Source organism: Actibacterium lipolyticum, assembly GCF_900184935.1.
Taxonomy (GTDB): Bacteria; Pseudomonadota; Alphaproteobacteria; order Rhodobacterales; family Rhodobacteraceae; genus Actibacterium_A; species Actibacterium_A lipolyticum.
Genome location: NZ_FXYE01000001.1, coordinates 108,440 through 131,971 on the forward strand (window position 1 = coordinate 108,440; position 23,532 = coordinate 131,971).

General features: G+C 59.8%; 27 protein-coding genes. 13 read left to right on the top strand and 14 right to left on the bottom strand.

Annotated features, from left to right (window positions below; translation table 11 throughout):
• Window positions 1–97 precede the first annotated feature (97 nt).
• Window positions 98–2,029, top strand: coding sequence for a lytic transglycosylase domain-containing protein (locus tag COL8621_RS00505; protein WP_093965214.1), 1,932 nt, complete (start codon window positions 98–100; stop codon window positions 2,027–2,029).
• 3 nt (window positions 2,030–2,032) lie between these two features.
• On the opposite strand, the gene COL8621_RS00510 is transcribed toward COL8621_RS00505, so the two are convergent.
• Together COL8621_RS00510 and mnmC2 are read right to left on the bottom strand one after the other, a co-directional pair.
• On the bottom strand, window positions 2,033–2,899 hold the full coding sequence (locus tag COL8621_RS00510; protein ID WP_093965217.1) for a DMT family transporter: 867 nt from the start codon (window positions 2,897–2,899) through the stop codon (window positions 2,033–2,035).
• The gene (gene mnmC2 / locus COL8621_RS00515; RefSeq protein ID WP_093965220.1) at window positions 2,896–3,570 is read right to left on the bottom strand and encodes a tRNA (5-methylaminomethyl-2-thiouridine)(34)-methyltransferase MnmC2; all 675 of its coding nucleotides are present in this window, start codon (window positions 3,568–3,570) and stop codon (window positions 2,896–2,898) included. Before mnmC2 ends, COL8621_RS00510 begins: the two co-directional genes overlap by 4 nt.
• Before the next feature lie 54 nt (window positions 3,571–3,624).
• Between mnmC2 and COL8621_RS00520 the strand changes: the two genes are divergently transcribed.
• Window positions 3,625–4,668 carry an NAD(P)/FAD-dependent oxidoreductase gene (locus COL8621_RS00520; RefSeq protein WP_093965222.1) on the top strand — a complete coding sequence of 348 codons (1,044 nt, stop codon included), beginning with the start codon at window positions 3,625–3,627 and terminating at the stop codon, window positions 4,666–4,668.
• 17 nt (window positions 4,669–4,685) lie between these two features.
• Here COL8621_RS00520 and COL8621_RS00525 read toward each other — a convergent pair whose 3' ends face one another.
• Window positions 4,686–5,489: an HTD2 family dehydratase gene (locus tag COL8621_RS00525; protein ID WP_093965225.1), complete on the bottom strand. Its 804-nt coding sequence runs from the start codon at window positions 5,487–5,489 to the stop codon at window positions 4,686–4,688.
• 37 nt (window positions 5,490–5,526) lie between these two features.
• On the opposite strand from COL8621_RS00525, the gene COL8621_RS00530 reads away from it, so the two are divergent.
• Window positions 5,527–5,925: a VOC family protein gene (locus tag COL8621_RS00530; RefSeq protein WP_093965227.1), complete on the top strand. Its 399-nt coding sequence runs from the start codon at window positions 5,527–5,529 to the stop codon at window positions 5,923–5,925.
• Here the strand turns inward: COL8621_RS00530 and COL8621_RS00535 are convergent.
• Window positions 5,922–6,452 (bottom strand): NADPH-dependent FMN reductase, encoded by a 531-nt coding sequence (locus tag COL8621_RS00535; RefSeq protein ID WP_235823670.1) that lies wholly within the window; start codon window positions 6,450–6,452, stop codon window positions 5,922–5,924. The two genes, COL8621_RS00530 and COL8621_RS00535, sit on opposite strands and share 4 nt — an antisense overlap.
• Window positions 6,453–6,576: 124 nt before the next feature.
• Between COL8621_RS00535 and COL8621_RS00540 the strand changes: the two genes are divergently transcribed.
• On the top strand, window positions 6,577–8,232 hold the full coding sequence (locus COL8621_RS00540) for a thiamine pyrophosphate-binding protein (RefSeq protein WP_093965230.1): 1,656 nt from the start codon (window positions 6,577–6,579) through the stop codon (window positions 8,230–8,232).
• Here COL8621_RS00540 and COL8621_RS00545 read toward each other — a convergent pair.
• Window positions 8,229–8,696: a GNAT family N-acetyltransferase gene (locus tag COL8621_RS00545; RefSeq protein WP_093965233.1), complete on the bottom strand. Its 468-nt coding sequence runs from the start codon at window positions 8,694–8,696 to the stop codon at window positions 8,229–8,231. The two genes, COL8621_RS00540 and COL8621_RS00545, sit on opposite strands and share 4 nt — an antisense overlap.
• 201 nt (window positions 8,697–8,897) lie before the next feature.
• On the opposite strand from COL8621_RS00545, the gene COL8621_RS00550 reads away from it, so the two are divergent.
• On the top strand, window positions 8,898–9,188 hold the full coding sequence (locus COL8621_RS00550) for a hypothetical protein (protein WP_093965236.1): 291 nt from the start codon (window positions 8,898–8,900) through the stop codon (window positions 9,186–9,188).
• Here the strand turns inward: COL8621_RS00550 and COL8621_RS00555 are convergent.
• Entirely contained in the window at window positions 9,181–9,654 is a 474-nt protein-coding gene (locus COL8621_RS00555; RefSeq protein WP_093966844.1) for a GNAT family N-acetyltransferase, read from the bottom strand. The genes COL8621_RS00550 and COL8621_RS00555 overlap by 8 nt on opposite strands.
• Window positions 9,655–9,896: 242 nt before the next feature.
• Here COL8621_RS00555 and COL8621_RS00560 point away from each other — a divergent pair, with 242 nt between their 5' ends.
• The 3 genes from COL8621_RS00560 to COL8621_RS00570 all read left to right on the top strand — a co-directional run bounded on the left by COL8621_RS00560 (window position 9,897) and on the right by COL8621_RS00570 (window position 14,173).
• Window positions 9,897–13,352 (top strand): AAA family ATPase, encoded by a 3,456-nt coding sequence (locus tag COL8621_RS00560; RefSeq protein WP_093965239.1) that lies wholly within the window; start codon window positions 9,897–9,899, stop codon window positions 13,350–13,352.
• Between the two features lie 199 nt (window positions 13,353–13,551).
• The gene (locus COL8621_RS00565; RefSeq protein ID WP_093965242.1) at window positions 13,552–13,737 is read left to right on the top strand and encodes a hypothetical protein; all 186 of its coding nucleotides are present in this window, start codon (window positions 13,552–13,554) and stop codon (window positions 13,735–13,737) included.
• A gap of 184 nt (window positions 13,738–13,921) precedes the next feature.
• Window positions 13,922–14,173: a PEP-CTERM sorting domain-containing protein gene (locus tag COL8621_RS00570; protein WP_093965244.1), complete on the top strand. Its 252-nt coding sequence runs from the start codon at window positions 13,922–13,924 to the stop codon at window positions 14,171–14,173.
• Window positions 14,174–14,228: 55 nt separating this feature from the next.
• On the opposite strand, the gene COL8621_RS00575 is transcribed toward COL8621_RS00570, so the two are convergent.
• The 3 genes from COL8621_RS00575 to COL8621_RS00585 form a co-directional block, all read right to left on the bottom strand.
• Window positions 14,229–14,780 carry an MOSC domain-containing protein gene (locus COL8621_RS00575; RefSeq protein WP_093965247.1) on the bottom strand — a complete coding sequence of 184 codons (552 nt, stop codon included), beginning with the start codon at window positions 14,778–14,780 and terminating at the stop codon, window positions 14,229–14,231.
• Window positions 14,780–15,955: a lytic murein transglycosylase gene (locus COL8621_RS00580; RefSeq protein WP_093965249.1), complete on the bottom strand. Its 1,176-nt coding sequence runs from the start codon at window positions 15,953–15,955 to the stop codon at window positions 14,780–14,782. The genes COL8621_RS00575 and COL8621_RS00580 overlap by 1 nt, the downstream gene beginning before the upstream one ends.
• A 62-nt stretch (window positions 15,956–16,017) precedes the next feature.
• Window positions 16,018–17,007 (bottom strand): glutathione S-transferase family protein, encoded by a 990-nt coding sequence (locus tag COL8621_RS00585; protein WP_093966845.1) that lies wholly within the window; start codon window positions 17,005–17,007, stop codon window positions 16,018–16,020.
• A 178-nt stretch (window positions 17,008–17,185) separates the two neighbouring features.
• Between COL8621_RS00585 and COL8621_RS00590 the strand changes: the two genes are divergently transcribed.
• Window positions 17,186–17,533: a hypothetical protein gene (locus tag COL8621_RS00590; protein WP_093965251.1), complete on the top strand. Its 348-nt coding sequence runs from the start codon at window positions 17,186–17,188 to the stop codon at window positions 17,531–17,533.
• Between the two features lie 4 nt (window positions 17,534–17,537).
• Here the strand turns inward: COL8621_RS00590 and COL8621_RS00595 are convergent, their stop codons facing one another.
• Both COL8621_RS00595 and COL8621_RS00600 read right to left on the bottom strand, forming a co-directional pair.
• Window positions 17,538–18,074, bottom strand: a complete 537-nt coding sequence (locus tag COL8621_RS00595) for a L,D-transpeptidase family protein (RefSeq protein ID WP_093965254.1) — start codon at window positions 18,072–18,074, stop codon at window positions 17,538–17,540.
• Complete coding sequence (locus tag COL8621_RS00600) at window positions 18,071–19,243, bottom strand: MalY/PatB family protein (RefSeq protein ID WP_093965257.1); 1,173 nt, start codon at window positions 19,241–19,243, stop codon at window positions 18,071–18,073. Before COL8621_RS00600 ends, COL8621_RS00595 begins: the two co-directional genes overlap by 4 nt.
• A gap of 97 nt (window positions 19,244–19,340) precedes the next feature.
• Here COL8621_RS00600 and def (COL8621_RS00605) point away from each other — a divergent pair, with 97 nt between their 5' ends.
• The 4 genes from def (COL8621_RS00605) to COL8621_RS00620 are packed head-to-tail and all read left to right on the top strand — an operon-like array spanning window position 19,341 to window position 21,535.
• Window positions 19,341–19,862 (top strand): peptide deformylase, encoded by a 522-nt coding sequence (gene def / locus COL8621_RS00605; RefSeq protein WP_093965259.1) that lies wholly within the window; start codon window positions 19,341–19,343, stop codon window positions 19,860–19,862.
• Window positions 19,859–20,359 (top strand): peptide deformylase, encoded by a 501-nt coding sequence (gene def / locus COL8621_RS00610; RefSeq protein ID WP_093965262.1) that lies wholly within the window; start codon window positions 19,859–19,861, stop codon window positions 20,357–20,359. The genes def (COL8621_RS00605) and def (COL8621_RS00610) overlap by 4 nt, the downstream gene beginning before the upstream one ends.
• On the top strand, window positions 20,359–21,258 hold the full coding sequence (gene fmt / locus COL8621_RS00615) for a methionyl-tRNA formyltransferase (RefSeq protein ID WP_093965264.1): 900 nt from the start codon (window positions 20,359–20,361) through the stop codon (window positions 21,256–21,258). Before def (COL8621_RS00610) ends, fmt begins: the two co-directional genes overlap by 1 nt.
• 37 nt (window positions 21,259–21,295) lie before the next feature.
• Window positions 21,296–21,535 carry a GlsB/YeaQ/YmgE family stress response membrane protein gene (locus COL8621_RS00620; protein ID WP_093965267.1) on the top strand — a complete coding sequence of 80 codons (240 nt, stop codon included), beginning with the start codon at window positions 21,296–21,298 and terminating at the stop codon, window positions 21,533–21,535.
• Window positions 21,536–21,539: 4 nt separating this feature from the next.
• On the opposite strand, the gene rnhA is transcribed toward COL8621_RS00620, so the two are convergent.
• From rnhA to ispH, 3 genes are read right to left on the bottom strand one after another with little or no spacing between them, the layout of a single operon-like run.
• The gene (rnhA, locus tag COL8621_RS00625) at window positions 21,540–21,992 is read right to left on the bottom strand and encodes a ribonuclease HI (protein WP_093965270.1); all 453 of its coding nucleotides are present in this window, start codon (window positions 21,990–21,992) and stop codon (window positions 21,540–21,542) included.
• Window positions 21,993–22,025: 33 nt separating this feature from the next.
• The gene (locus tag COL8621_RS00630) at window positions 22,026–22,475 is read right to left on the bottom strand and encodes a DUF3429 domain-containing protein (RefSeq protein ID WP_093965273.1); all 450 of its coding nucleotides are present in this window, start codon (window positions 22,473–22,475) and stop codon (window positions 22,026–22,028) included.
• A complete protein-coding gene (ispH, locus tag COL8621_RS00635) occupies window positions 22,472–23,422 on the bottom strand; it encodes a 4-hydroxy-3-methylbut-2-enyl diphosphate reductase (protein ID WP_093965276.1) in 951 nt (316 codons plus the stop codon). The genes COL8621_RS00630 and ispH overlap by 4 nt, the downstream gene beginning before the upstream one ends.
• Window positions 23,423–23,532 lie beyond the last annotated feature (110 nt).

Below are 23,532 nucleotides of genomic sequence, written 5' to 3' on the forward strand. Positions count from 1 at the left end.
AACCTATCTTGCCCGGCAGCAGTTGCCAAGTTTGTGTATTGCAGCCTGATAGGGCGAAGTGAGAGTTTTGGCAAATGATCCATGCAGACAGGACGCTATGCGCAGCTTTTTTCTGACAGTTCTAACATTTGTGTTGTTGGCGCACCCGATTGCGGCGCGCGCTGAACCAGCGCTTTCTTTGGTAATGAAAGCGGTTCGTGCCGACGAATGGGAGGCCGCGCGCACCATCGCCCGGCCCGAAGGCCGCGTTGTGCAAGACATCGTCGAGTGGCGATACCTGCGTGCTGGCGAAGGAGAGTTTGACCAATATGTCGATTTCCTAAAGCGCAATCCAGACTGGCCCGGGCTTGATCGTATGCGCGCGCGGGGCGAAGTTGATATTCCAGCGAGCGCTAAGCCAGATGCCGTTTTGGACTATTTCGCCGATTATGCGCCGGCCACTGGTATCGGTGGGTTGCGGCTGGCCAATGCCTATAAGGCGCTGGGCCGCAACGGTGATGCCGAGGCGCAGGCCGTTCTGACATGGCGCAGCATGCTGTTGACCCCGGCCGTGCACGCCGCGTTCTTGAATGAATTCGGTGACATGCTTGAGCCTCATCATCTGGCCCGGCTGGATGCCATGCTGTGGCAGGGCGAGGCCGCATCGGCCCAGTTAATGCTGCCACTTGTTCCCGAAGAATGGGGCCCCCTTTCTTCTGCGCGGATCGCGCTGCGCCGCCAAAGCGCAGGGGTTGATCAGATGATAGAGGCGATTCCGGCCAACCTAACCAACGACGCCGGGCTGGCGTATGAGCGGTTCGTTTGGCGCGCGCGCAAAGGGCGCGACGAAGATGCCATGGCGCTGTTGGATGAACGCAGCATTTCATCCGCCGCATTGGGCCAGCCCACGCGCTGGGCCAGCCGCCGCAGAACGCTGGCCCGCCAAGCCATGCGCGCAGGCGACGCAGAACTGGCCTATCGGTTGGCCGCCAATCATTTTCTGTCCGAAGGGTCCGATTTTGCCGATCTGGAATGGCTGGCGGGTTTTATCGCGCTGCGGATGCTGAAAGAACCAGAGGTCGCCCTATCCCATTTCCGGCGTTTCGAAGCAGCGGTGGAAACCCCCATCAGCTTGGGCCGCGCTGGGTATTGGGAAGGCCGTGCCTTGGAAGAGTTGGGCCGTACCGAAGACGCACAAGCGGCGTTTGCCAAGGGCGGACAGCATCAGACCGGTTTTTACGGCCAACTTGCGGCTGAACGCGCGGGCATGGCGATGGATGCCGGATTGATCGGCGCGGAAACCTATCCCGATTGGACGACGGCGCCGTTTGCCGGATCAAGCGCGCTGAAAGCAGCACTGCTGTTTGTTCAAGCCGGAGAGCGTAACTTGGCAGAGCTGTTTCTGACCCACCTTGCGGAAACTGCCGGTGCCCACGGTCAGGCGCAGCTTGCCGGTTTGGCGCTATCCCTCAACGAAGAACATATCGCGCTGCGTATCGCGAAAGTGGCCGCCGGGCAGGGCAACGTGATGCCGCGCGCCTATTTCCCTGTCACCAACTTGGGCGACGCGGAACACCCTGTGCCCACCGAACTGGTGCTTTCCATTGCGCGCCGTGAAAGCGAATTTGACCCCGTGGTGGTCAGCGGCGCAGGCGCGCGGGGCCTGATGCAGTTGATGCCGGGCACCGCACAAGAGGTGGCCGGGAAACTGGACGTTGCTTATTCCAGTACCGCGCTGTTAACCGACCCGTCCTATAACGCCCGTCTTGGCGCGGCTTATCTGGCCGGGCTGATCGAAGAGTTTGGGGATAACTACGTACTTGTTTCGGCCGGATACAACGCGGGACCCAGTCGGCCACGGCGCTGGATCGGCGAACGCGGCGATCCGCGATCTGCTGGCGTGGACGTGATCGATTGGATCGAGATGATACCGTTCCGTGAAACCCGCAACTATGTGATGCGCGTCACGGAATCGGTGCCCATCTATCGTGCGCGCTTGACTGGCAAAACGACGCCGTGGCGATTGTCGAAGGAACTGCAGACGCAGTAAAATCTAACGCGTCTGCCGTTCCCGCCACAGGGTGAACAACCCCGCGCCAATAACGACGGCAGCGCCGATGGCGACGTTCGTCTTCAGCGTTTCGCCAAAAACCGTCAGGCCAAGGGTCGATGCAAAGACCAACTGAAGATAGGCAAAGGGTTGCACGGCGCTGGCCTCGGCGACTTCGTAGCATCTGATCAGCAAATAGTGCCCCAACGCCCCGGTAACACACAGCAGCGCCATCCAGGCCCAATCTGGCGCGCGCATAGGTTCCCAGAACCACAGGCCAACAGCGGTCATTGCGATGGCGCCCATCGTGCCGGTCCAGAAAAAGCTGGTGGCGGCGCTGTCTTCGCGCGCGACATATCGGGTCAGCAGGCCATACAGCGCGAACATCAGGGCGGCTGCCAACGGGATCAGCGCGGCGGGCGAAAACACCCGAAACCCCGGTTGCAGGATGATCAGCACCCCGACAAACCCAATGGCAATCGCCACCCAGCGCCGCCAGCCTACCTTTTCCCCAAGGATCGGCCCAGAGAGCGAGGCGATAAGCAACGGGTAGCTGGCGAAAATGGCGTGGCTTTCAACCAGCCCCAGCATGACAAACCCGGCCACCATCACGCAAATCTCGGCCGCTAACAGTAGCCCGCGGAACCCTTGCAAAATCGGCTGGCTGGTGGCCGCGGCCGCGCGTACGCCGCCGGCTTTTCGCGCACCGATGAAGATAACGAAGGCGGCAAAGAACCAGTATCGGATCATCACCACCATCAACACGTTATAGTGCCCCGCCAAATGGCGCGAGATGCCGTCTTGAACCGCGAAGACCAAGGTCGTGGCGATCATCAGCATGATGCCAAGCCGGGTGTTCTGTTCCGTCATCTGGCCAGCTTTCCGACGGTCATGTGCCGCTTGCGCCCAAAGCCTGGGCAGCGTTCAACATCGAAACCCGCATCGCTTAGCGCACGGCGCACAAATCCGGCGGCGGTATAGGTGGCAATGGTGCCCTCTGGTGCCGTATGCGCGCCGACCTGCGCCATCAGGGCGTCATCCCAAAGCTCGGGGTTTTTGGCTGGGGAAAAACCGTCCAGAAACCAAGCGTCGGCTTTGCTGTGCCAATTGGTAAGCGTTTCGCGGGCGTCGCCGATGATGACCTCGGCCACCATTTCGGGCGTTTCGAACCTGCGATCACCCGCCGCCCATGCGGCCAGAAATGGTTCGGCCACGTCCTTTGCTTCGGGAAAGGCGGTCAGGGCGCGGGCGATGTCATCGGAAGCCATGGGGAACGCTTCGAAGCTGGTAAAGTGGAACCTTCCCGACGCGCCGCTTTCGCGCCATGCGATCAAGGAGGCCAGCATGTTCAGGCCCGTTCCAAACCCCAGCTCGGCGATGTGAAACCCATCGCGAAACCGTTCGGGCAGGGAATTCCCAGCCAAAAACACGTGCCGCGTTTCCGCCAGCCCGTTTTCGAGCGAGAAATATGGATCATCGAAGCGGAGGGAAACCGGCGTGCCGCCATCTTTCCACTCCAGCTCTGCCTGCTGGTCTGTCATCTTGGGATGCCTTACACGAAGCCAATGGCGCGAGAATGCGGAAGGGCGCGGGGAATGGCAACGGTTGATCTTACAGTAATGGGTGCCGGTGCGTTTGGCCTGTCTGTTGCGTTCGTCTGCGCGGCGCGAGGGGCAAAGGTGCGCGTGATCGAAAAGCGGCGCGTCGGGGCCGGATCAAGCGGTGGCATCGTCGGTGCGCTTGCCCCGCATGCGCCCGAGCGGTGGAACGACAAAAAAGCCTTTCAGTTCGAAAGCCTTGTGATGGCAGAACAGTTCTGGGCGAATGTTGAGCGGGTTTCGGGCCTGTCCTCGGGTTATGGCCGAACCGGGCGCTTGCAGCCGATCATCAACGAACGCGGGCTTGCCCTTGCCCACGAACGGGCCGCGCAAGCTGCAGAGTTGTGGCAGGGCAAAGCACAGTGGCGCGTTCTGCCCTATACCGATTTCGCTGATTGGGCACCGCCCAGCCCGACAGGATACGTTATTCACGATACGCTGACGGCGCGCCTTCACCCCGCACAGTCCTGTGCTGCGTTGGCGGGTGCGTTGACCGCGCTGGGCGGCGAGGTGGTGACGGGCGATGCAAAGCCCGAGGGAGCGGTTTTGTGGGCCACCGGCTATGAAGGGTTGATGGCGCTTTCCGCCCAGTTGGATCAATTCGTTGGTCACGGCGAAAAGGGGCAGGCGTTGCTGCTGAAATACGCGGCGCCCGACATGCCGCAGCTTTTCGCGGATACGGTGCATTTTGTGCCTCATGCGGATGGAACGCTTGCCATCGGCTCCACCACCGAGCGGGATTTTGACGCGCCCGACACCACCGATGCCCAGCTTGACGGGCTTTTGGAGCGCGCGCTGGCCGCGGTGCCGCAACTTGCCGGGGCCGAGGTGCTGCAACGTTGGGCCGGGGTGCGCCCCCGCGCGAAAAGCCGTGCGCCGATGTTGGGTGAATATCCGGGCAAGCCGGGGCATTTCATTGCCAACGGCGGCTTCAAAATCGGGTTTGGCGTGGCCCCGAAAGTGGCGGAATTGATGGCTGACCTGATATTGAACGGCAAAGATTCTATCCCACCCGCATTTCGGGTTGAGGCGAACCTTTGAAAGCTGCGCAGTGACGCCTAGCCTGCTTCGGCCACCAGACATTGCCGCCCGTCCGGCCCGCGCACCCACAACACGGTGCCATTGCGGCAAAGCGTGGCCTGTTCGTAATCCAGCAAGGGCGCGGTTGCCCGGAAGCTGAAACTGTTCAGCGCACCAAGTTCCCGTTCCGCTTTCAGCATCAATAGCTGGGCCAAAAGCGGCCCATGCACCACCAACCCGCCGTAACCTTCAACCTTGCCGCAATAGTCGCGGTCGTAATGGATGCGGTGCCCGTTGAACGTAAGCGCCGAATAGCGAAACAGCAGCGTTGGCGAAAAATCGGCCACGTCCTGTGTTTCGGCTTCATCGGCGGCTTGGGGCGCTATGGGTGGCGTTGCGCCGGGGGCTGGGTCTTCGCGATAGACTAGATCCTGATGTTCAGTCACGCACAGAGTGTCGCGTTGGCGAATTTCGTGGCGCAGGGTGACAAAGGCCAATGGCCCCGTGCGGCCCAGCTTTTCCGAAACGCTTTCAACTATCGTTGTTTTTTCGGCGGGTTCGCCCAAGGTGACAGGGGCGTTGAATGACAGACGGCCACCGGCCCACATGCGCCGGGGTAAACCAAGATCGGGGATGAAATCGCCGATTTTCGGGTGCCCATCCCGGCCCAATTCACCGGGGGCGCGTGCATCCCAGAAATAGATCTGGTGAAAGAACGGGGCCAGCTTATCGCCAGCGCCAGGAGTGGCACCGGGCAGGTCCAACGTCGCATGAAGCGCTGCCGCGCGTGCCGGGTCCAGGGGGTCAATCAAGGTTTGTGTTCGTCCGACGGCTTGATGCATGGTGTGAAAACTAGTCATCTCGTCGACAGGAGGCAACATGCCGCCAACGCTCACGTCTCTCGATCATCTGGTGCTAACAGTGGCCGATATCGGCCATGCGGTCGCCTTTTACGAAACCGTTCTGGGCATGGAAAAGCAAGAGTTTCACCCCGCAGACGGGTCAACCCGCACGGCACTGAAGTTCGGAACACAGAAGATCAACCTGCATCCCGCCGGGCGCGAATACGACCCCAAGGCGGCGCATCCCGGCCCCGGCACCGCGGATTTGTGTTTCCTTAGCGATACGCCGCTGGATGACTGGCTGACCCATCTGGGTGGCTGGGGAATCGCGATTGAGGAAGGGCCGGTGAAGCGCACAGGCGCCATGGGGCCGATCACTTCAATCTATATCCGCGACCCCGACCGTAACTTGATCGAGATCGCGAACCCGGCTTAGCCTTTCGCGGCTTCGCGCAGCGCGTCCATCAATTGCTGCAAGAACTTAATGCTGGTCTCATTTGTCAGACGGCCATCTTCCCCGAATGCTTTTGGAGCATTGCCGATGGTGACTTCCGGCCCCATCAACAGCTGGGGGCGAAAGGACACCATGCAGTGACGCAGTGCGAACTGCGTGCGTGGGCCGCCTGCCATTCCAGATGTCGCCGATAGGATCGCGACGGGTTTGTCGTGCCACGGGTTACCTTCGACGCGGCTGACCCAATCCAATGCGTTTTTCAGCACGCCAGAGATGGATTTGTTGTATTCCGGCCCGGAAATCACCACCGCATCCGCCGCGGCGATTTGGTCTGCCAAGGTTTGGACTTCGGCCGGGATGCCCTGTGCCTCTAGGTCGCCGTCATAAAGAGGAAACCGCAGGTTGCCTTCGATGAATTCCGTCGGAGCGAACAGGCGCGCGGCCTCGTGTACAAGTTTGCGGTTGTACGACTCTTGGCGCAGGGAACCCGAAATGCCCAGTAGTTTCATATTTTCATCCTTCATCCAGTCACTTGCCAAATAGCGCAGTGCCATCAAAGGACAAAGGGTTCCTTGCCTTGCGCCGACGCTTGGCGCAGGTTGCGCAACAGATATATTAGTTGAGGGCGGGCGAATGGCGCGGCACGGCGGGCGAATTCTGGTGGATCAATTGGTGATTCAGGGCGTGAAACGGGTGTTTTCCGTTCCGGGCGAAAGTTTTCTGGCGGCGCTGGATGGGCTGCACGATGTCGGCATCCAAAATGTCGTCTGTCGCCAAGAAGGCGGTGCCGCCATGATGGCCGAGGCGCAGGGTAAGATGACCGGACAGCCGGGTGTTTTGTTCGTGACGCGGGGGCCGGGGGCAACGAACGCGTCTGCCGGTCTTCATGTTGCGATGCAGGACAGCACGCCGATGGTTGTGTTCGTCGGGCAAATCGCTCGCGGCCACCGTGACCGAGAGGCGTTTCAGGAAGTCGATTATCGCGCGTTCTTTGGCCCGCTGGCGAAATGGGCGACAGAGGTGGATGATACCGACCGGCTGCCTGAATACATCTCGCGTGCGTTTCATGTGGCCACGTCTGGCCGCCCCGGCCCCGTCGTTCTGGCCCTGCCAGAGGATATGCTAAGCGCCTTTTCAGACACACCGGATATCGCGGCCCCCGTGCCGATGCCGACAGGGGTGAGTGAGGCGCAAATCGCGGCGGTGCTGGATGCGCTTTCCACCGCTAAGCGGCCGCTGATCGTTGCGGGTGGGGCGGGCTGGTCTAGGGACGCTGCTACCAATCTGGAACGGTTCGCTGAACGGTTTGCGCTGCCTGTGGCGGTCACGTTTCGTCGGCAGGGACATATGGACAACCGGCACCCGAATTACATCGGTGATCTTGGCGTCGGGATGAACCCAAAGCTGGGTCAGCGGTTGCAGGCGGCGGATCTTGTGATCGCGCTTGGCACGCGGTTGGGGGATATCGCGACGAACGGCTATACCCTGATTGACCCGGCCCAGCCGGACAAACGGATTGTGCATATCCACCCCGACCCCGATGAGCTTGGGCGCGTCTATCGCCCTGACCCCGGTATCGCGGTAAGCGCGTCGCAGATGATTGCAGCGTTGGCGCAGGTCAATGCGCCTGAGGTCAGCCGCGGCGATTGGGTGACATCCGCGCGCGCAGAATATGATGCGTGGCGGGCCCCAAAGGAAACGCCTGGAACGGTGAAGATGGAGCGTGTCGTCAGCTGGCTTTCCGACAACCTGCCCGAGGATGCGGTGCTGACCAACGGCGCCGGAAACTATGCGGCGTTCTTACATCGTTATTATCAGTTCAAACTCTTCGGAACGCAGCTTGCCCCGACCTCTGGCTCTATGGGATATGGCTTTCCGGCAGCGATTGCCGCCAGCATCGAACACCCGGATCGCACGGTTGTCTGCATGGCGGGCGATGGGTGTTTCCAAATGACCGTTAACGAGTTTTCAACGGCTGTTCAGCATGGTGCCAAACCTATCGTGGTGGTTGCCAACAACGGGCGGTATGGGACCATCCGCATGCATCAAGAACGCCACTATCCCGGGCGCGTCAGCGGCACCGATCTGGCCAATCCTGACTTTGCGGCGCTTGCGCGTGCCTATGGCGGCCATGGAGAGGTTGTGGAGCGTACGGATGATTTCGCCGCAGCCTTTGGGCGCGCGCAAAGCTCTGGCCTGCCAGCGGTCATCGAATTGCGCCTTGACCCAGAGGCGCTTTCGACCGGCCTTACCCTAAGCGAAACGCGCGCCTTGGGGGAAGCAGGCTAAACCGCTTTGCGAAAGGTCAGGCTGGTGGGCTGTGTAAAGCCGGGGTGGGCGGTCGCGCCGGTTTGCACGAACCCCATCGCGGTAAACGCGGAATGGTTTTCCAACAGCTCAACCCGTGACTGAAGTTCTAGCGCGTGCAGGTTCAGATCGCGCGCGCGGGTTACTGCGGTTTCGACCAAGCGTCGGGCGTGGCCCGCTGCACGATGGCTTTGCGCGACGGTCAGTTTGCCAACGTAAAGCACGTCGTCGCGCGGCGTCAGAAAGATACAGGCGATGGGCTGGTTGTTTTGCTCAATCACCCACACCTCCCCATTACTGGCCTGCGCTGCGATGGCGTCGGCCGTTAGGTTCAGCATGGATGATGGCGGATCAATGCGCCCTTCCATGTACGAAAAATTCGCCCGTATCAGCCGAAGCAATGCGGGCCAATCATATGGCGCGGTCACACGGCGAAGCTTGGTCATTGTTCAACAGCCCGCCGACCGAAGTTGGATTTGTAGATACAGGTTTTCTTCACGTTTGCGAAAATGCCCGTTGTGGTGTGAGTGTCCAAGGATGGTAACAATCGGGGCGGCGGGATCAAGTCTTTCGGCATGAGGGCGTTAACCCTTGGTTTACCAATCGGGTCACATAACTTGCGTAACTTATGCGCGAAGGTGTCTGAAATGCGGATCTGGATTGCACTGATACTGTTGGCGGCCTGTGACAGTCCAAGCGTGGGTCTGATCAATGCGCCGTCCCGTCAGGTGCAAATCGAAAACAGCACGTTTGTGGTTCACTTCAACGGCGAACGGGCCGAAGCGATACGTACCAATTTCGAATTCGGAAAAGAGGCCCGTGGGGTCATGGGGCGCGGCTATCGGGCCATTGAGTTGGCAACCGGGTGCCAGATTGTTCCGCGCAGCTTTGAGGGTGATCCTGCGCTGATGAAAGCCAAGCTTGCCTGCGTCAGCTGATTGTCACCTCAATCCCGACGGCTTTTTCCATAAACAGGTTTGACGCGATATCGGGGTAATCACCGAAGGCACCGCGATCCGTGTAACCCAGCGAACGGTAAAGGCTGACCGCCTCTGCCAGTTGTTCCCCGGTTTCAAGCCTAAGATGCGTCAGGCCGATATCTTCGGCGGCGGATTCCAGCGCGATCATCAACGCTCGCGCAACTCCAATGCCGCGGGCTTTGGGAGAAACGAACAGGCGCTTTATTTCACCGTATTTGATTTGATCCACCAAAGCGACGCAGCCCATCGCGCGGCCATCAATGCGAGCCACAAGGAACTGGGTGTTCGGGGTGTCTAACTCTTCGGCCGAAAAGCTAAAGCATTCGTCGGGTGGGAATGCCTCTAGCAGTGCCGCCTGACTGGCGTCGATCAGGTTGCGACTGTCTGGCGCGATTGCGCTTTCGGTACGAATTTCGATGGCCATAACCAACTGCCCCCCAACAGGCATGTGATTCATTTTTCTGGCCTATCTCGTTAATTGTTAACCAGATGGTCAACTGGAAATTTGCGCGTGCCGGGGGCGATGGGACGGTGACAATATACAGGTTTCAGGGCGATATATTGTGGATAACTGCCGGTATTGGCGCATATTGTGTGGTCTGTGCTTGACTCATTGCCGTTCAGGCCGAAGGATTTAAGACCTATTGGAATCACGGCAGGCAAATTTTGCGCTTTAATCGGCTAAGACTGAACGGCTTCAAAAGCTTTGTTGACCCCACTGATCTTGTGATCGCCGAGGGGCTGACAGGCGTGGTTGGGCCAAACGGTTGTGGCAAGTCCAATCTGCTAGAGGCGCTGCGCTGGGTCATGGGCGAAAACCGCCCGACCGCGATGCGTGGCGGCGGGATGGAGGATGTGATCTTTGCCGGTGCGGCCACGCGGCCCGCGCGCAACTTTGCCGAAGTCAGCCTGACCATCGATAACACCGACCGGTTGGCCCCCGCCGGCTTTAATGATCAAGACATGCTTGAGGTGGTGCGCCGCATCACGCGCGATGCAGGTTCGGCCTATAAGGCGAACACCAAAGACGTGCGCGCCCGCGATGTGCAGATGTTGTTCGCTGATGCCTCGACCGGGGCGCATTCGCCTGCGCTTGTCCGGCAAGGTCAGATCTCAGAGCTGATCAACGCCAAGCCGAAAAACCGCCGCCGGATTCTGGAAGAAGCCGCCGGTATCTCCGGCCTGTACCAGCGTCGCCATGAGGCCGAACTAAAGCTGAAGGGTGCCGAAGCCAATTTGGGTCGCGTCGATGATGTCATCGAACAGCTGGCCAACCAGCTTGGCCAATTGGCCCGTCAGGCGCGCCAAGCCGCGCGGTACCGTGAAATCGGCACAGAACTGCGCCGGGCTGAGGGGATGCTGCTGTATCGCCGTTGGAAAGAAGCGGATGAAACGCGAGCCCAGACTCAGGCAGACCTGACAGAGCGTACCAAGGCCGCGGCGCAAGCTGAAACAGCCGCCCGGCAGGCCGAAAAAGCTCGGGTTGAGGCCGACGAAAAGCTGCCCCCCCTGCGTGAGGAAGAGGCGATTGCGGCCGCTGTTCTCCAACGTCTTCAGGTGCAGCGTGATACGCTGGCCGATCAAGAATCGCGCGCAAAGCAGACGATTCAGACCCTGACCGCGCGAATCGATCAGCTGACCCATGACATGGAACGCGAAGCTGGCCTGAACCGAGATGCGGGCGAAACGATTGAGCGGCTGGAGTGGGAACAGGCGCAGATCGCCAAGGCCAACGAAGGCCACGACGACGGGTTAGAGGCCGCAACCGCCGCCGCGCATGATGCCGCGCAGGTCTTGCAAGACCGCGAGACGACACTGTCGGAACTGACCGAAGATGTGGCCCGTCTGGCGGCACGCCATCAGTCCGCCCAACGTCTGCTAGAGGACGCCTCCAAGACCCTGTCCAAGAACGAGTCAGAAGCCGAACGCGCACGCATCACGGTGACCGAGGCCAGGCAGGCGCTTGAAAAACTGTCGGGCGATGTAGAAACGGCCGAGGCCGCGCAAGAACATGCGGTTCAGACCGCCGAAAACGCCGAAGATGCGTTGGTTGAGGCGGACGAGGCCCGCGCCGACGCCCAAACGCGTGAGGCGGACGCCCGCGCCGAACATTCCGAAGCCGAAGGTGAGGCCAGTGCCCTTAGGGCCGAAGTTGGCGCGCTTTCCCGATTGGTCGAACGCGACACCGCCGAAGGTGGCCAATTGCTTGACAATCTGCGGGTTGAGGCGGGTTACGAAAAGGCGCTTGGCGCGGCGCTGGGCGACGATTTGCGCAATCCGGAAATTACGGGCGACGCACCGTCCGGGTGGGCGTCGCTGCCTGGGTATTCACCGGCGCAAACTTTGCCAGATGGGATTCCCGCGCTTACCAATTATGTCTCTATGCCGGCGGTTATGACCCGTCGCATGGGTCAGATCGGGCTGATCGACGCGGCCGATGGCAACCGTTTGCAGCCGCTGCTAAAGCCCGGCCAGCGCCTTGTCAGCATCGAAGGTGACCTGTGGCGCTGGGACGGTTTTCGCGCCGGGGCCGAAGATGCACCTTCGGCGGCCGCGCTGCGATTGCAGCAGTTGAACCGGCTGGTCGAACTGAAGCGCGATCTGGAAGAGGCAAACGCCCGCGCGGTCGGCGCTGCGCAGGCGCATCAGGTTCTGACCATGCGTCTGGCGGATTTGACCGAGGCAGACAAACTTGCGCGTCAGGCGCGCCGTGATGCGGACCGTCTGGTCGCCGATACCGGTCGTGCCCTATCACGTGCCGAAGCGGACCGCTCGATCGCTGAAACCAAGTTGGAAAGCGCGCAACTGGCCGTGAACCGCCACGAAGAAGAGGCCCTTGCCGCCCGGACACGCCAGAAAGAGGCGCAGGCTGCGATGGCGGATCTTGGCGATCTGAACGCAGCACGTGCCGAGGTTGAAGACGTCAAAATGACTGTCGAGGCCGCGCGGATGACGATGCTGGCCAAACGCTCCGCCCATGATGAACTGCGCCGCGAGGGCGAGGCCCGGACGAAGCGGCGTCAGGAAATCATGAAAGAGGTCAGCGGCTGGCGGCACCGTTTGGAAACCGCCGAAAAGCGTATTAGCGAACTGGCCGAACGCAAAGAAACCTCGCAAGAGGAACTGGCAGAGGCCGCGGCGGCACCTGAAGAGATTGCCGAAAAGCGCGAAGAGTTGGTGGAGGCGATCGAAGCCGCTGAAACGCGCCGTCGTGCGTCGGCTGATGCGTTGGCCTTGGCCGATACGGCCTTGCGCGACGCGGTACAGGCGGAACGCGATGCAGAGCGCGCGGCGTCGGAAGCCCGCGAAGCACGCGCGGGCGCCGAAGCGCGTTCAGACGCGGCGCGCGAAACTGTTGCAGCCGCCGCTGAACGCATTCAGGAAGAGCAAGAAGTCACACCCGACGCATTGCTGGAAAGCCTTGGCGCGGACCCTGACAAGATGCCGCCTGCGGAAACCATCGAACATGACGTGAACCGCCTGAAACGGCAGCGCGATGCATTGGGGGCGGTGAACCTGCGGGCCGAAGAGGACTCAAAAGAGGTTCGCGAAGAGCACGAAACGCTGGTCAACGAAAAGAACGATCTGGAAGAGGCGATCAAGGCGCTTCGTACCGGTATCGCCAGCCTGAACCGCGAAGGGCGCGAGCGGCTTTTGACCGCGTTCGAACAGGTGAACAGCAACTTCTCTCTTCTATTTACGCACCTGTTTGGCGGCGGCGAGGCGAAGCTGGTTCTGGTGGAATCTGACGACCCGCTGGATGCCGGATTGGAAATCATGTGCCAGCCACCCGGCAAAAAGCTTTCGACGCTTTCGCTGTTGTCAGGTGGTGAACAGACGCTGACGGCGATGGCGCTGATCTTTGCAGTGTTCCTTGCCAACCCAGCCCCGATTTGTGTGCTGGACGAGGTGGATGCGCCATTGGACGACGCCAACGTCACGCGGTTCTGTGACTTGTTGGATGAAATGACCCGCCGCGCCAACACGCGCTTCCTGATCATCACGCACCACGCGGTTACGATGGCGCGGATGGATCGTCTGTTTGGGGTGACCATGGCAGAGCAAGGCGTTAGTCAGCTTGTTTCCGTGGACCTTAAGAAGGCCGAACAGATGGTGGCTTAAGCGCCTTGATCGCTGACCGTTGATGCCATTCAGGCAGCAATAGCACCGCTTAGCTTCCATTGTTTCAGAAATTTGGCTGTGTTGAAAAAAGCATAGCAAAGAATGGCTCGCCACATTAATGACACAATTGGGTGTGGGGCAAATGCCAGCCAGATGGCCAACGTATTTGCTTCAAAGAAATTGGTGGAGAGTCAGAAACATGACAACGAAGTTGGGCATTGCTGCCCTGACGGCTGCAACGATCTTGGGTGTGAGCGCAGCTAGCGCCGCGACAACGTCAATCGCGTTTGGCCCCGAATATACCACAACGACTGGGCCGTCCGGGCCAAGTATTAGTTTTGATGTTGCGGTTGCGACCGATGCGACCCTGCTGACGGGTTTTTGATCTGACAACGCAAGGCGATCTAAGCTGGAACGGCGGTTCAGGCTACCTCCCAGAATCACTGACGATTTCGGTAGATGGTATCGTTCTAGGTACGATCCTTGATGGTATTGACAGCAACGACCCCTTCGCATTTTCGGGCGATACGGGGAATGACTTTGGGCCCCTTCTTTCCAGCAGCGCCACGTTGGCGACTGATATCTCTGGGGCAGCGGCTGATGGGTTCCTTACGCTGACATTCCAAGGCACCTCAGAGATCAACTTCACGAACGGTGGTACCGGGGTGTTCGCCTCGCTTCCTGCGTTCTACATCGCTGTTGCGGGTGAGCTGACGTATGAAACGGCAACTGTGCCGCTTCCAGCGACTTTGCCACTTTTAGGTGGTTCGCTGGGTCTGTTCGGCCTGTGGTCGCGCCGTAAGGCAAAATCGCAAGGCTAAGCATCTGCGCGGCAAGACATTCAAGGGCGGTCCAACGGGGCCGCCCTTTTCGTTCCTAGGCTTTGCGGATCACATCATCCTTCCGGATGACTCCGGCCTGTTCCACGGCGCACAGCAACCCGCGCAGTCGCAGCGGCACGTGTTCCGGTTCCACCAGCCAATCCTTCGCCGCGTCGCCATTGCGTTTGCGCCATTTCACACAGCCGTCGTTGAACACCTCGGACACGCGCAGTACTGCCGTGCCGATTTGCAGGCGGGTGCCGGTGGGCATGTTTGACTGGGTCGTATCAAGGTCTGCGATGATCGTGTCACCGGGGTGGATGTTGCCCGCTGTGCCGCCCACGGCGGCCTTAAACACCCGCGCGCCAAGGATAGAGACCTGGATGCCGGGATGCCCGCTGCCATCGGGGTTGCGCAGCCAGGCGTGGTTCGCCCACCGTTCCCCTATGATCCCGCGATCGGGGCACAGTTCGATCTGATCGGGATAGGTGCGTTCGCTATAGCCGGGGCGAAAGCACAGGATGTCGATGGGCGCGTTGTCCTTCGGTGCATCAAGAATATGTGGCAGCGCGGCCATCAATTCATCGCGGGTCGGGTGGAAGGGCATCAAAGCTTGCCCAACAGTGCCTTTGTTGGCCACGCATCAGCGGGAAGGCCAAGGCGCTTTTGTTCGGCCTGAACCGCCGCGCGGGTTTTGGCGCCAAGGATGCCATCAACCTTGCCCACGTCATGCCCGCGTGCCCTAAGCTTTTGCTGAAGCTGCTTCATCTGCCCACCGCTTAGGCCGGGTTCAGCGTTACCCGCGTTATAAACGGGGGCACCTTCCAAACGGGTTGCGAAATAGGCGGCGGTGGTGACGTAGACGAAGCTTTTGTTCCATTCGAAATAAATATCGAAGTTCGGATAGGCGAGGAACGCTGGCCCCTTACGCCCCATCGGCAACAAGACGGACGCAGGCAGGTTACCCGCACCCAGCCCACCGGCGCGGGGTTTCACGCCCAACTTTGCCCAATCGCTGACACGCATCTTCGTGTGCAGCCCGGTTTTCGACCAGTCGAGGTTTTGAGGGACGACGATTTCCTGCAACCACGGCTCGCCCGCGCGCCAGCCCAGATCACGCAACATATTCGCGCCAGACATCAGCGCATCAGGCGGAGAGGTCTTGAGGCTGACCTTGCCATCCCCATCGCCATCGACGCCGTTTTCAAGGATGTCGCCGGGCAGCATCTGAACCATGCCAATTTCGCCTGCCCATGCGCCTGTGGTGCGGGCGGGGTCGAAGCTGCCTTTTTCGAAAAGCTCCAGCGCGGCGAAGACCTGCGGGCGGAAAAGGTCGGGGCGGCGGCAATCATGTGAAAGCGTCAACAGGGCGTTCAGCGTGTTGAAATCGCCCTGTACCGCGCCATAGTCGGTTTCCAGCGCCCAGAATGCCAACAGCACCCCACGCGACACACCATAGTTCCGTTCGATATAGTCAAAAACTTTGTCGTATTTTTTCGAGTTTCGGCGGCCGTTATCAACGCGGTTCTGGCTGATCACCCGGCGCGAGAACGTCACGAAATCAAGCTGAAACACCCCTTGGGATCGGTCGGCCTTGATCACTTTGGGATCTTGGCGCGCGGAAGACAGGAACCGATCAACCGTTGCGGGCGCGTGGCCTTTGGAAACGGCCTCTTTCTTGATGCCTGACAGGAACGAACCGAACGTGCCGCCACAGGGCGCTTTGGCCTCTGCGACAGGGGCAAGCAACAGGCTTGCGACAAGGGGCAGGGCGAAACGCATGAACAACCTCCGAAAAACAAACTCGGGCGGACAGTAACAGCCCTACGGCGGCTGGCAACCGTTCAGGCAGCTTTCAGGTGTGCCCGGCCATGTGGCGCCCACCAGTCGATTTCTGGGTTGATCGGAATAATCCGGTTCGGGCTGATCGTGTCATGGCTGTAATGATAATGGCGCACGATATGGTCGAATTTCACCGTGTCGGCCACGCCCGGCCATTGGTAAAGTTCGCGGGTATAACCCCACAGGTTGGGGTAATCGATCAGCCGCTTTTTGTTGCATTTGAAATGCAGATGATAAACCAGATCGAACCGCGCAAGGGTTGTGAACAGCCGCCAATCAGCCTCGGTCAACTGATCGCCCAGCAGATAGCGGCGCGTGCTTAGGCGTTCCTCCAACCAATCTAGGGTGTCGAACAGTGCGGTCACGGCCTCGTCATAGGCGTCTTGTTTGGTGGCGAACCCGGCTTTGTAAACACCGTTATTCACGTTGTCATAGACGCGGGCGTTCACCTCTTCGATTTCGTCGTGCAAAGCGTTAGGCCAGAAATCCTGCGTGTCACCGGTTAGCCCATTGAACGCGCTGTTGAGCATGCGGATGATTTCCGAGGACTCGTTGGACACGATCGTTTCGCGCTTTTTGTCCCACAGGACAGGCACGGTGACCCGGCCGGAAACATCTGGAACCGCCTTGGTATAGACATCGCGCATGAATGGCAGGCCATAGAGCGTATCACCCGTCGCGCCGGGGAAATCTGTTTCAAACGTCCAGCCGTCATTCAGCATGTCGGGATGCACGGCGGAAACGCTGATATGTTCTTCCAGCCCTTTCAGTGCACGGAAAATCAGGGTGCGGTGCGCCCAAGGGCAGGCGTATGAAACGTAAAGGTGGTAACGCCCGCTTTCCGCTGGGAAGCCGCCTTCGCCAGTTGGCCCGGCGCTTCCGTCTGCGGTGATCCAATTGCGAAAGCCCGCAGTGGTTCGTTGGAACCGTCCGCCGCTTTTCTTCGTGTCGTACCACGCATCATCCCAGACGCCGTTTACCAGTTGGCCCATCATGCTCTCCTTCGGTTGCTACGTGACCTAGGGCCAATGCGGGCACATAGGTAGGGATTTCTGCGCGCAGAATATATGCAGGAACGCACTATGCATAAAAACGCTTGCGCGACGAAAGGTTAGCTTGACGGTAACTTTGATCCAATTAGTTTCGGGGCAGGGAAGGGGAGTGTCTGCCATGTCTGAATTTTTGCCAAAAGAGGTCCGTGAAGGCTTGGAAAAAGCGCGCAAAGCCGCGCTGCGCAGAAAGAATCGGCTGCGTGTGCGGGCGGGCGAAGACATGTACCCGGTGTTGCGATTCTGGTCGGGCGGGTTTGCCCTTGATGCGGAAACGGCACCCCATCTGCGTGGTTTGGTCGATGTGTTTGATGGATCGCGCCACCTGTATCAGGCGCTGATCATGGCGTCGTCCGAAGAGGGCGGCGAACTGATCTTTGAATTCAAACGAAACACCGCGGCAGTCGACAAAGCGCCGCTTGATTTCGTGCGTGACAAAGACGCGCCGATTGCGCTGTTGCCGCGTTAAGCGGTTAGGGGCGAATTTCAACCTCGGTTCCAACGGGGGTTGCGGCCCAGATTTCGTTGATCACCTCATTGGCCACGGCAATGCAGCCCGCAGTCCAGTCATTGGGCAGCGTGGCGATACGGCCCAGACCGTTGGGTTGGCCATGAATGAAGATGTCCCCGCCGGGGTCGACGCCACGCGCGGCGGCTTGTTGTCTGTCTTGGGCGCGGGGATAGTCCAACCCAAGGGATAGGTGATATTTGCTGCGCGGGTTACGCCGGTCGATCTTATAAACCCCTTCTGGCGTGCGCCCATCGCCCTGCTCTGTCTTGTGCCCGGCAGGTGCGAAGCCAAGCGCAATTTTGTATTCGCGCACGGGCGTGCCGTTCTGGAACAGCGTCATTCTGCGATTGGCTTTTTCGATCAGAATCTTGTCGATCTGACCAGTGATGGGCGCAAGGGGCGGCGGTGGTGGCAGGCGGCTTTGAAGATAGATCGCCCCGGCCACCAGCAAAGTAACCAGTGTTAGTGCCGAAAACAGCCGCCCCAGCAACTTTGTCATTGAAGGTCGGCGAAGGCTTCTTGCAAACGCTCAACCGCCTCGGCCACGACGGATTTGGGCGTGGCAAAGTTGAAGCGCAGGAAGTTTTCGCCCCCCTTGCCGAAAGTCGGGCCGTGGTTCGCGGCGATCTTGGCCGTGCTTTGCACGCGGCGGGTCGTTTCGGCCATATCCATGCCCGTGCCGGAAAAATCGACCCAAGACAGATAGGTCGCCTGCAGCTGCATCGCCTTGACCCCGGGGATGGCGTTCACGCCGTTTTCAAACAGGCGGCGGTTTTCATCAAGATAGCTGACAAGCCCGTCCACCCACGCGGCACCATCTGGGGAATAGGCGGCTGTGGCCATGAACACCCCAAACGAATTGGCCGAAATCCCAAGGGCGGCCATACGCGCCGCGAATTTCGCGCGCAGCTTTTCGTCGGCGATAATCACGTTTCCGGAATGGCTTCCTGCGATGTTGAAGGTCTTTGTCGTGGCCGTCATCATGACCAGCCGATCATGGATGCTTTCGTCAACCAGCGGCATCGGAAGGTGCGTTTGGCCGGGGAACACCAGATCATGGTGAATTTCATCCGACACCAAAATCAGATCATGGCGTTTGCAGAAGTCAGCGACGCCCTGAAGTTCGTCCCGTGTCCATACGCGCCCGCCGGGATTGTGGGGGGAGCAAAGGACAACCATCTTTTCCGCCCCGGTCATCTGTGCGTCGTAGGCTTCGAAATCCATTTCATAGCGGCCATCGTTGTTGACCAGCTCGCATTCCACGATGTTTCGACCGGCGGCTGAAATGACGCGGGCGAAGGCATGATAGACGGGTGTGAACAGGACCACGCCATCACCGGGGGCGGTGAATGCATCCACGCACATGGCGGTGCCGTTGACCAAGCCGTGTGTGGTAAAGATCCATTCCGGTTCCACGACCCAGCTGTGGCGCGTGCCCATCCACCACCGGATCGCCTCTTTGTAGGCTTTGTCGTCACCGAAATAGCCATAGACGCCGTGATCAACCATCGCCTGAACCGCATCGGAAACGCATTGCGGCGGGCGGAAGTCCATATCGGCGACCCACATCGAAATGCCATCGTCCGCGGAAACGCCATACAGCTTTTCCATCATGTCCCATTTTGCTGAATGGGTGCCACGGCGGTCGATGACTTCGTCGAAATTCATGCGGGTCTCCTTTTTTCGTCAGGCTAACCAACCGCAAGCCGGGTGCAAGCATTAAGGAACGTTGCGAAACAGCGCGCCTTGGCCTAAATGCCATGGCATGACAATTCGACCGATCCTGATACACCCCGACCCGCGCCTGAAAAAGGCAGCAGAGCCCGTAGGCGACATCACTGATGAGATGCGCGCGCTGGCCGATGACATGCTGGAAACCATGTATGACGCGCCGGGCATCGGCCTTGCCGCGCCGCAGATTGGCGTGATGCTGCAGCTTCTGGTCATGGATTGCGTCAAGGAAGAGGGCGAAGCGCACCGCCCGATGGCCATGTTCAACCCGGAAATCATCTGGGCGTCTGACGAAATGAGCACCTACGAAGAGGGCTGCCTTTCCATCCCCGATCAATACGCAGAGGTGGATCGCCCCGCGGAAGTTGACGTGCGTTGGACCGACGTCAACGGCGAGGTCCAGGAAGAGCGGTTCAAAGACCTGTGGGCGACCTGCGTCCAGCACGAGATTGACCACCTGAACGGCAAGCTGTTCATCGATTATCTGAAGCCGCTAAAGCGCCAGATGATCACGCGGAAAATGCAAAAGCTGAAACGCGAAAGGGCGCGGGCGTGACGACCCGTCCTTTTGTCGCGTATCCCGACAAGCGCCTGAAAACGGCCGCCGCCCCAGTGGATGAAATCACTGACGAGGTTCGCGGCATTTGGAACGATATGGTTGAAACCATGGATGCGATGCCCGGCTACGGCCTTGGTGCGCCGCAGATTGGTGTGATGCTGCGCCTTGCCGTTGTGGATTGTTCCGATGAACGTGGGCAGGCTGTGAAAATGGCCAATCCCGAAATCCTTCATGCCTCTGCTCAGATGCGCGAACACGAAGAGGCAAGCCCGAACCTGCCCGGTGTTTCGGCTGTGGTGGAACGCCCCCGCGCTGTGACGGTTCGTTTCTTGAACGAACAGGGAGAGGTTGAGGAACGTGATTTCGTAAGTCTGTGGGCCACCTCTGTTCAGCACCAGATCGATCATCTGAATGGCAAAATGTATTTCGATAACCTGTCAAAGCTAAAGCGCGACCGGTTGCTAAAGCGCGCCGCCAAGTTAGGGGGCCGCTGATGCGTATCGTCTTTATGGGAACGCCAGAGTTTTCGGTGCCCGTTCTGGACGCGCTGGTTGATGCTGGTCATGACATCGCATGTGTCTATTGCCAGCCCCCCCGCCCGGCGGGCCGTGGCAAGAAAGAGCGCCCCAGCCCAGTTCAAGCCCGCGCCGAGGCGCTGGGCCTGCCTGTGCGTTATCCCGTTAAGCTGCGTGATGCAGAGGCGCAGGCCGAATTCGCTGCGCTGAACGCCGATGTCGCGGTGGTGGTGGCCTATGGCCTGATCCTGCCGCAACCCGTGCTGGACGCCCCGAAACACGGCTGCCTGAACATCCACGCATCGCTTTTGCCGCGGTGGCGGGGTGCGGCACCTATTCACCGGGCGATTATGGCGGGCGATGCGGAAACCGGCGTCTGCATCATGCAGATGGAAGCCGGGCTGGATACCGGCCCTGTGTTGCTGCGCGAAGCGACACCTATTGGCGCCGAGGAAACGACCGCCGTGCTCCATGATCGGCTTTCGGATATGGGCGCGCGTCTGATCGTAACGGCGCTGGGTCAATTGGACGAACTGGAGCCGACCTCGCAGCCCGACGATGGCGTCACCTATGCCGAAAAGATAGACAAGGCCGAGGCGCGCATCGACTGGGCGGAACCGGCAACTGTGGTTGATCGGAAAATTCGCGGCTTGTCTCCGTTCCCGGGCGCATGGTGCGAGGTGGGCGGAGAGCGTGTGAAACTGCTCGCTTCGCGTATCGGTGCAGGAAGCGGCGCGCCGGGGCAGGTTCTGAACGGGCTAACGATTGCCTGTGGCGAAGGTGCGGTTGAGGTGCTTAAGGCGCAGCGGCAGGGCAAGCGCGCGATGGATGCCGAAGAGTTTTTGCGCGGCACCGAATTGCCCGACGTTCTAAGCTGACTTCCCAAATGGAATTCCACCGGGCATAGTCGGGCCTATGCATGTAATATTTCTTATCATTATTGGGGCTGCTGCCGGGTTCATCGCGACGCGCATGATGAAGGTCGAAGCCAACGTCGTTGTCACCATCGCGATCGGCATCGCCGGTGCGTTGATCGGCGGGTTTGTCCTGCGGTTCCTGTTGGTCCTTACCGGCGTCGCCGCCGGATTTGTTGGGGCGATCCTTGGGGCGGTTTTGCTGATCTGGCTGTACCAGACCTATATCGCCAAATCCTAAACCGTTATGGTTTAAACGGTGCCATACCGGCACGTGCCAATTCGTCGGCCCGTTCGTTTTCCGGATGACCCGCGTGGCCCTTTACCCATTTCCAAGTGACCTGATGGCGCTTTTGCGCCTCGTCCAGCCGCTGCCACAGCTCAACATTCTTAACGGGCTTCTTGTTGGAGGTTTTCCAACCGTTCCGCTTCCACCCGTGAATCCAGCTGGTGACACCGTTCTTCACATATGCGCTGTCCGTGACGACTGTGATCGTGCTGGGGCGGGCCAAGCTTTCAAGTGCGTGAATAGAGGCTAACAGCTCCATGCGGTTGTTGGTGGTGTCGGCCTCTCCGCCCTTAAGCTCGCGCTCTTTGATGACGGTTTCGCCCTCAATCGCTTGCAGCAACGCGCCCCACCCGCCGGGGCCGGGGTTTCCACTGCAGGCACCATCGGTATAGGCGTATAGATCAGGCATAGACACTCGCGCAGTTAAGATGTTTCGCCCGGCTTAAAGCAGGCTGAGGGCAAGGGAAAGCACGACAACCCCGGTCAGGCCAGCACGTAAGGGCAACCACCAGCGTGGGGCAAGCCCGCGCGACCAAAACAGCCAGTCGATCCCCAACAGGCCAAGAAAGCCAGCGATCAGGTAAATGATCGCGCTGGTCGGGCCGCCGCCGACAAAGAAAAAGGCCCAGATGGCGGGCACGACACTTAGCACATAGCCAAGCGATGCAACGGGTTCATCCGCCTTGGCCGCGAACCCCCACAAAACGCCGGACATGAACGACAGGATCACGGTGCCATAGAAGATCTGGACATATGGCCCAATATAACGCGGGCCAAATTGGGCGACGCCGAAACCTGCCGCGCTTTCAGACATCAGCGTGACTGTTCCCCAGACAAAGGGCACAAGACCCGCAACGCCAAGCCAAAGCGCGGTACGTGGGATTTGCGTCATGCGGTTTCGCGCAACACGCGCGGGACTTTGAACTCAACGTTCTCTTTCGCGGTCTCAACGATTTCCAGCGTCACGTCGAAACGGTCGCGGAAGGCATCGATGACCTCGTTGATCAGAACCTCGGGGGCGGATGCGCCCGCTGTCAGGCCAAGTGCGCGGATGCCTTCCAGCGCGCGCCAATCGATTTCGGCGGCGCGTTGCACCAGCTGTGAATACTTGCACCCCTCGGCGCTGGCGACTTCGACCAAACGGCGCGAGTTGGAAGAGTTCGGCGCGCCGATCACCAGCATCGCATCGACGTTAGGCGCAATCGCCTTGACCGAGGCCTGCCGGTTCGTGGTCGCATAACAGATGTCTTCTTTATGCGGGCCAACAATTGCGGGGAAGCGCGCCTTTAGCGCGGCGACGATGCCAGCCGTGTCATCGACCGAAAGTGTGGTCTGCGTAATGAAGGCCAGTTTCGCCGGATCACGCACATCCAGATCGGCAACGTCATCGGCTGTTTCCACCAACAACACCTCGCCGTCGGGCAATTGCCCCATCGTGCCGATTGTTTCGGGGTGGCCAGCGTGACCAATCATGACCATTTGCAGCCCGTTCTGATGGTGGCGTTCTGCTTCGATGTGGACCTTGCTGACCAGCGGGCAGGTCGCATCAACATAAATCATCTCGCGCCGCGCGGCCTCTGCGGGTACGGCTTTGGGCACGCCATGGGCGGAAAAGATCACCGGACGATCGTCAGGGCATTCTTCCAGTTCTTCGACAAACACCGCGCCTTGTTCGCGCAGGGCGTCCACCACGAATTTGTTGTGCACAATCTCGTGCCGTACAAAGACGGGGGCGCCCCATTTCTGCAGGGCCATCTCGACGATCTTGATCGCACGGTCCACGCCCGCGCAAAAACCGCGCGGCGCAGCAAGGTATAGGGTAAGGGGCGGCTTTTGCATCGGCACTCTCCTGTCTGCAGAGAGGTAAGACGAAGCGCGCGCGGCGTCTACCCCCAGCCAAAGATCATCAGATGTTCAACTGTGCGTGTGAATATCACGCGGGGCAGTGC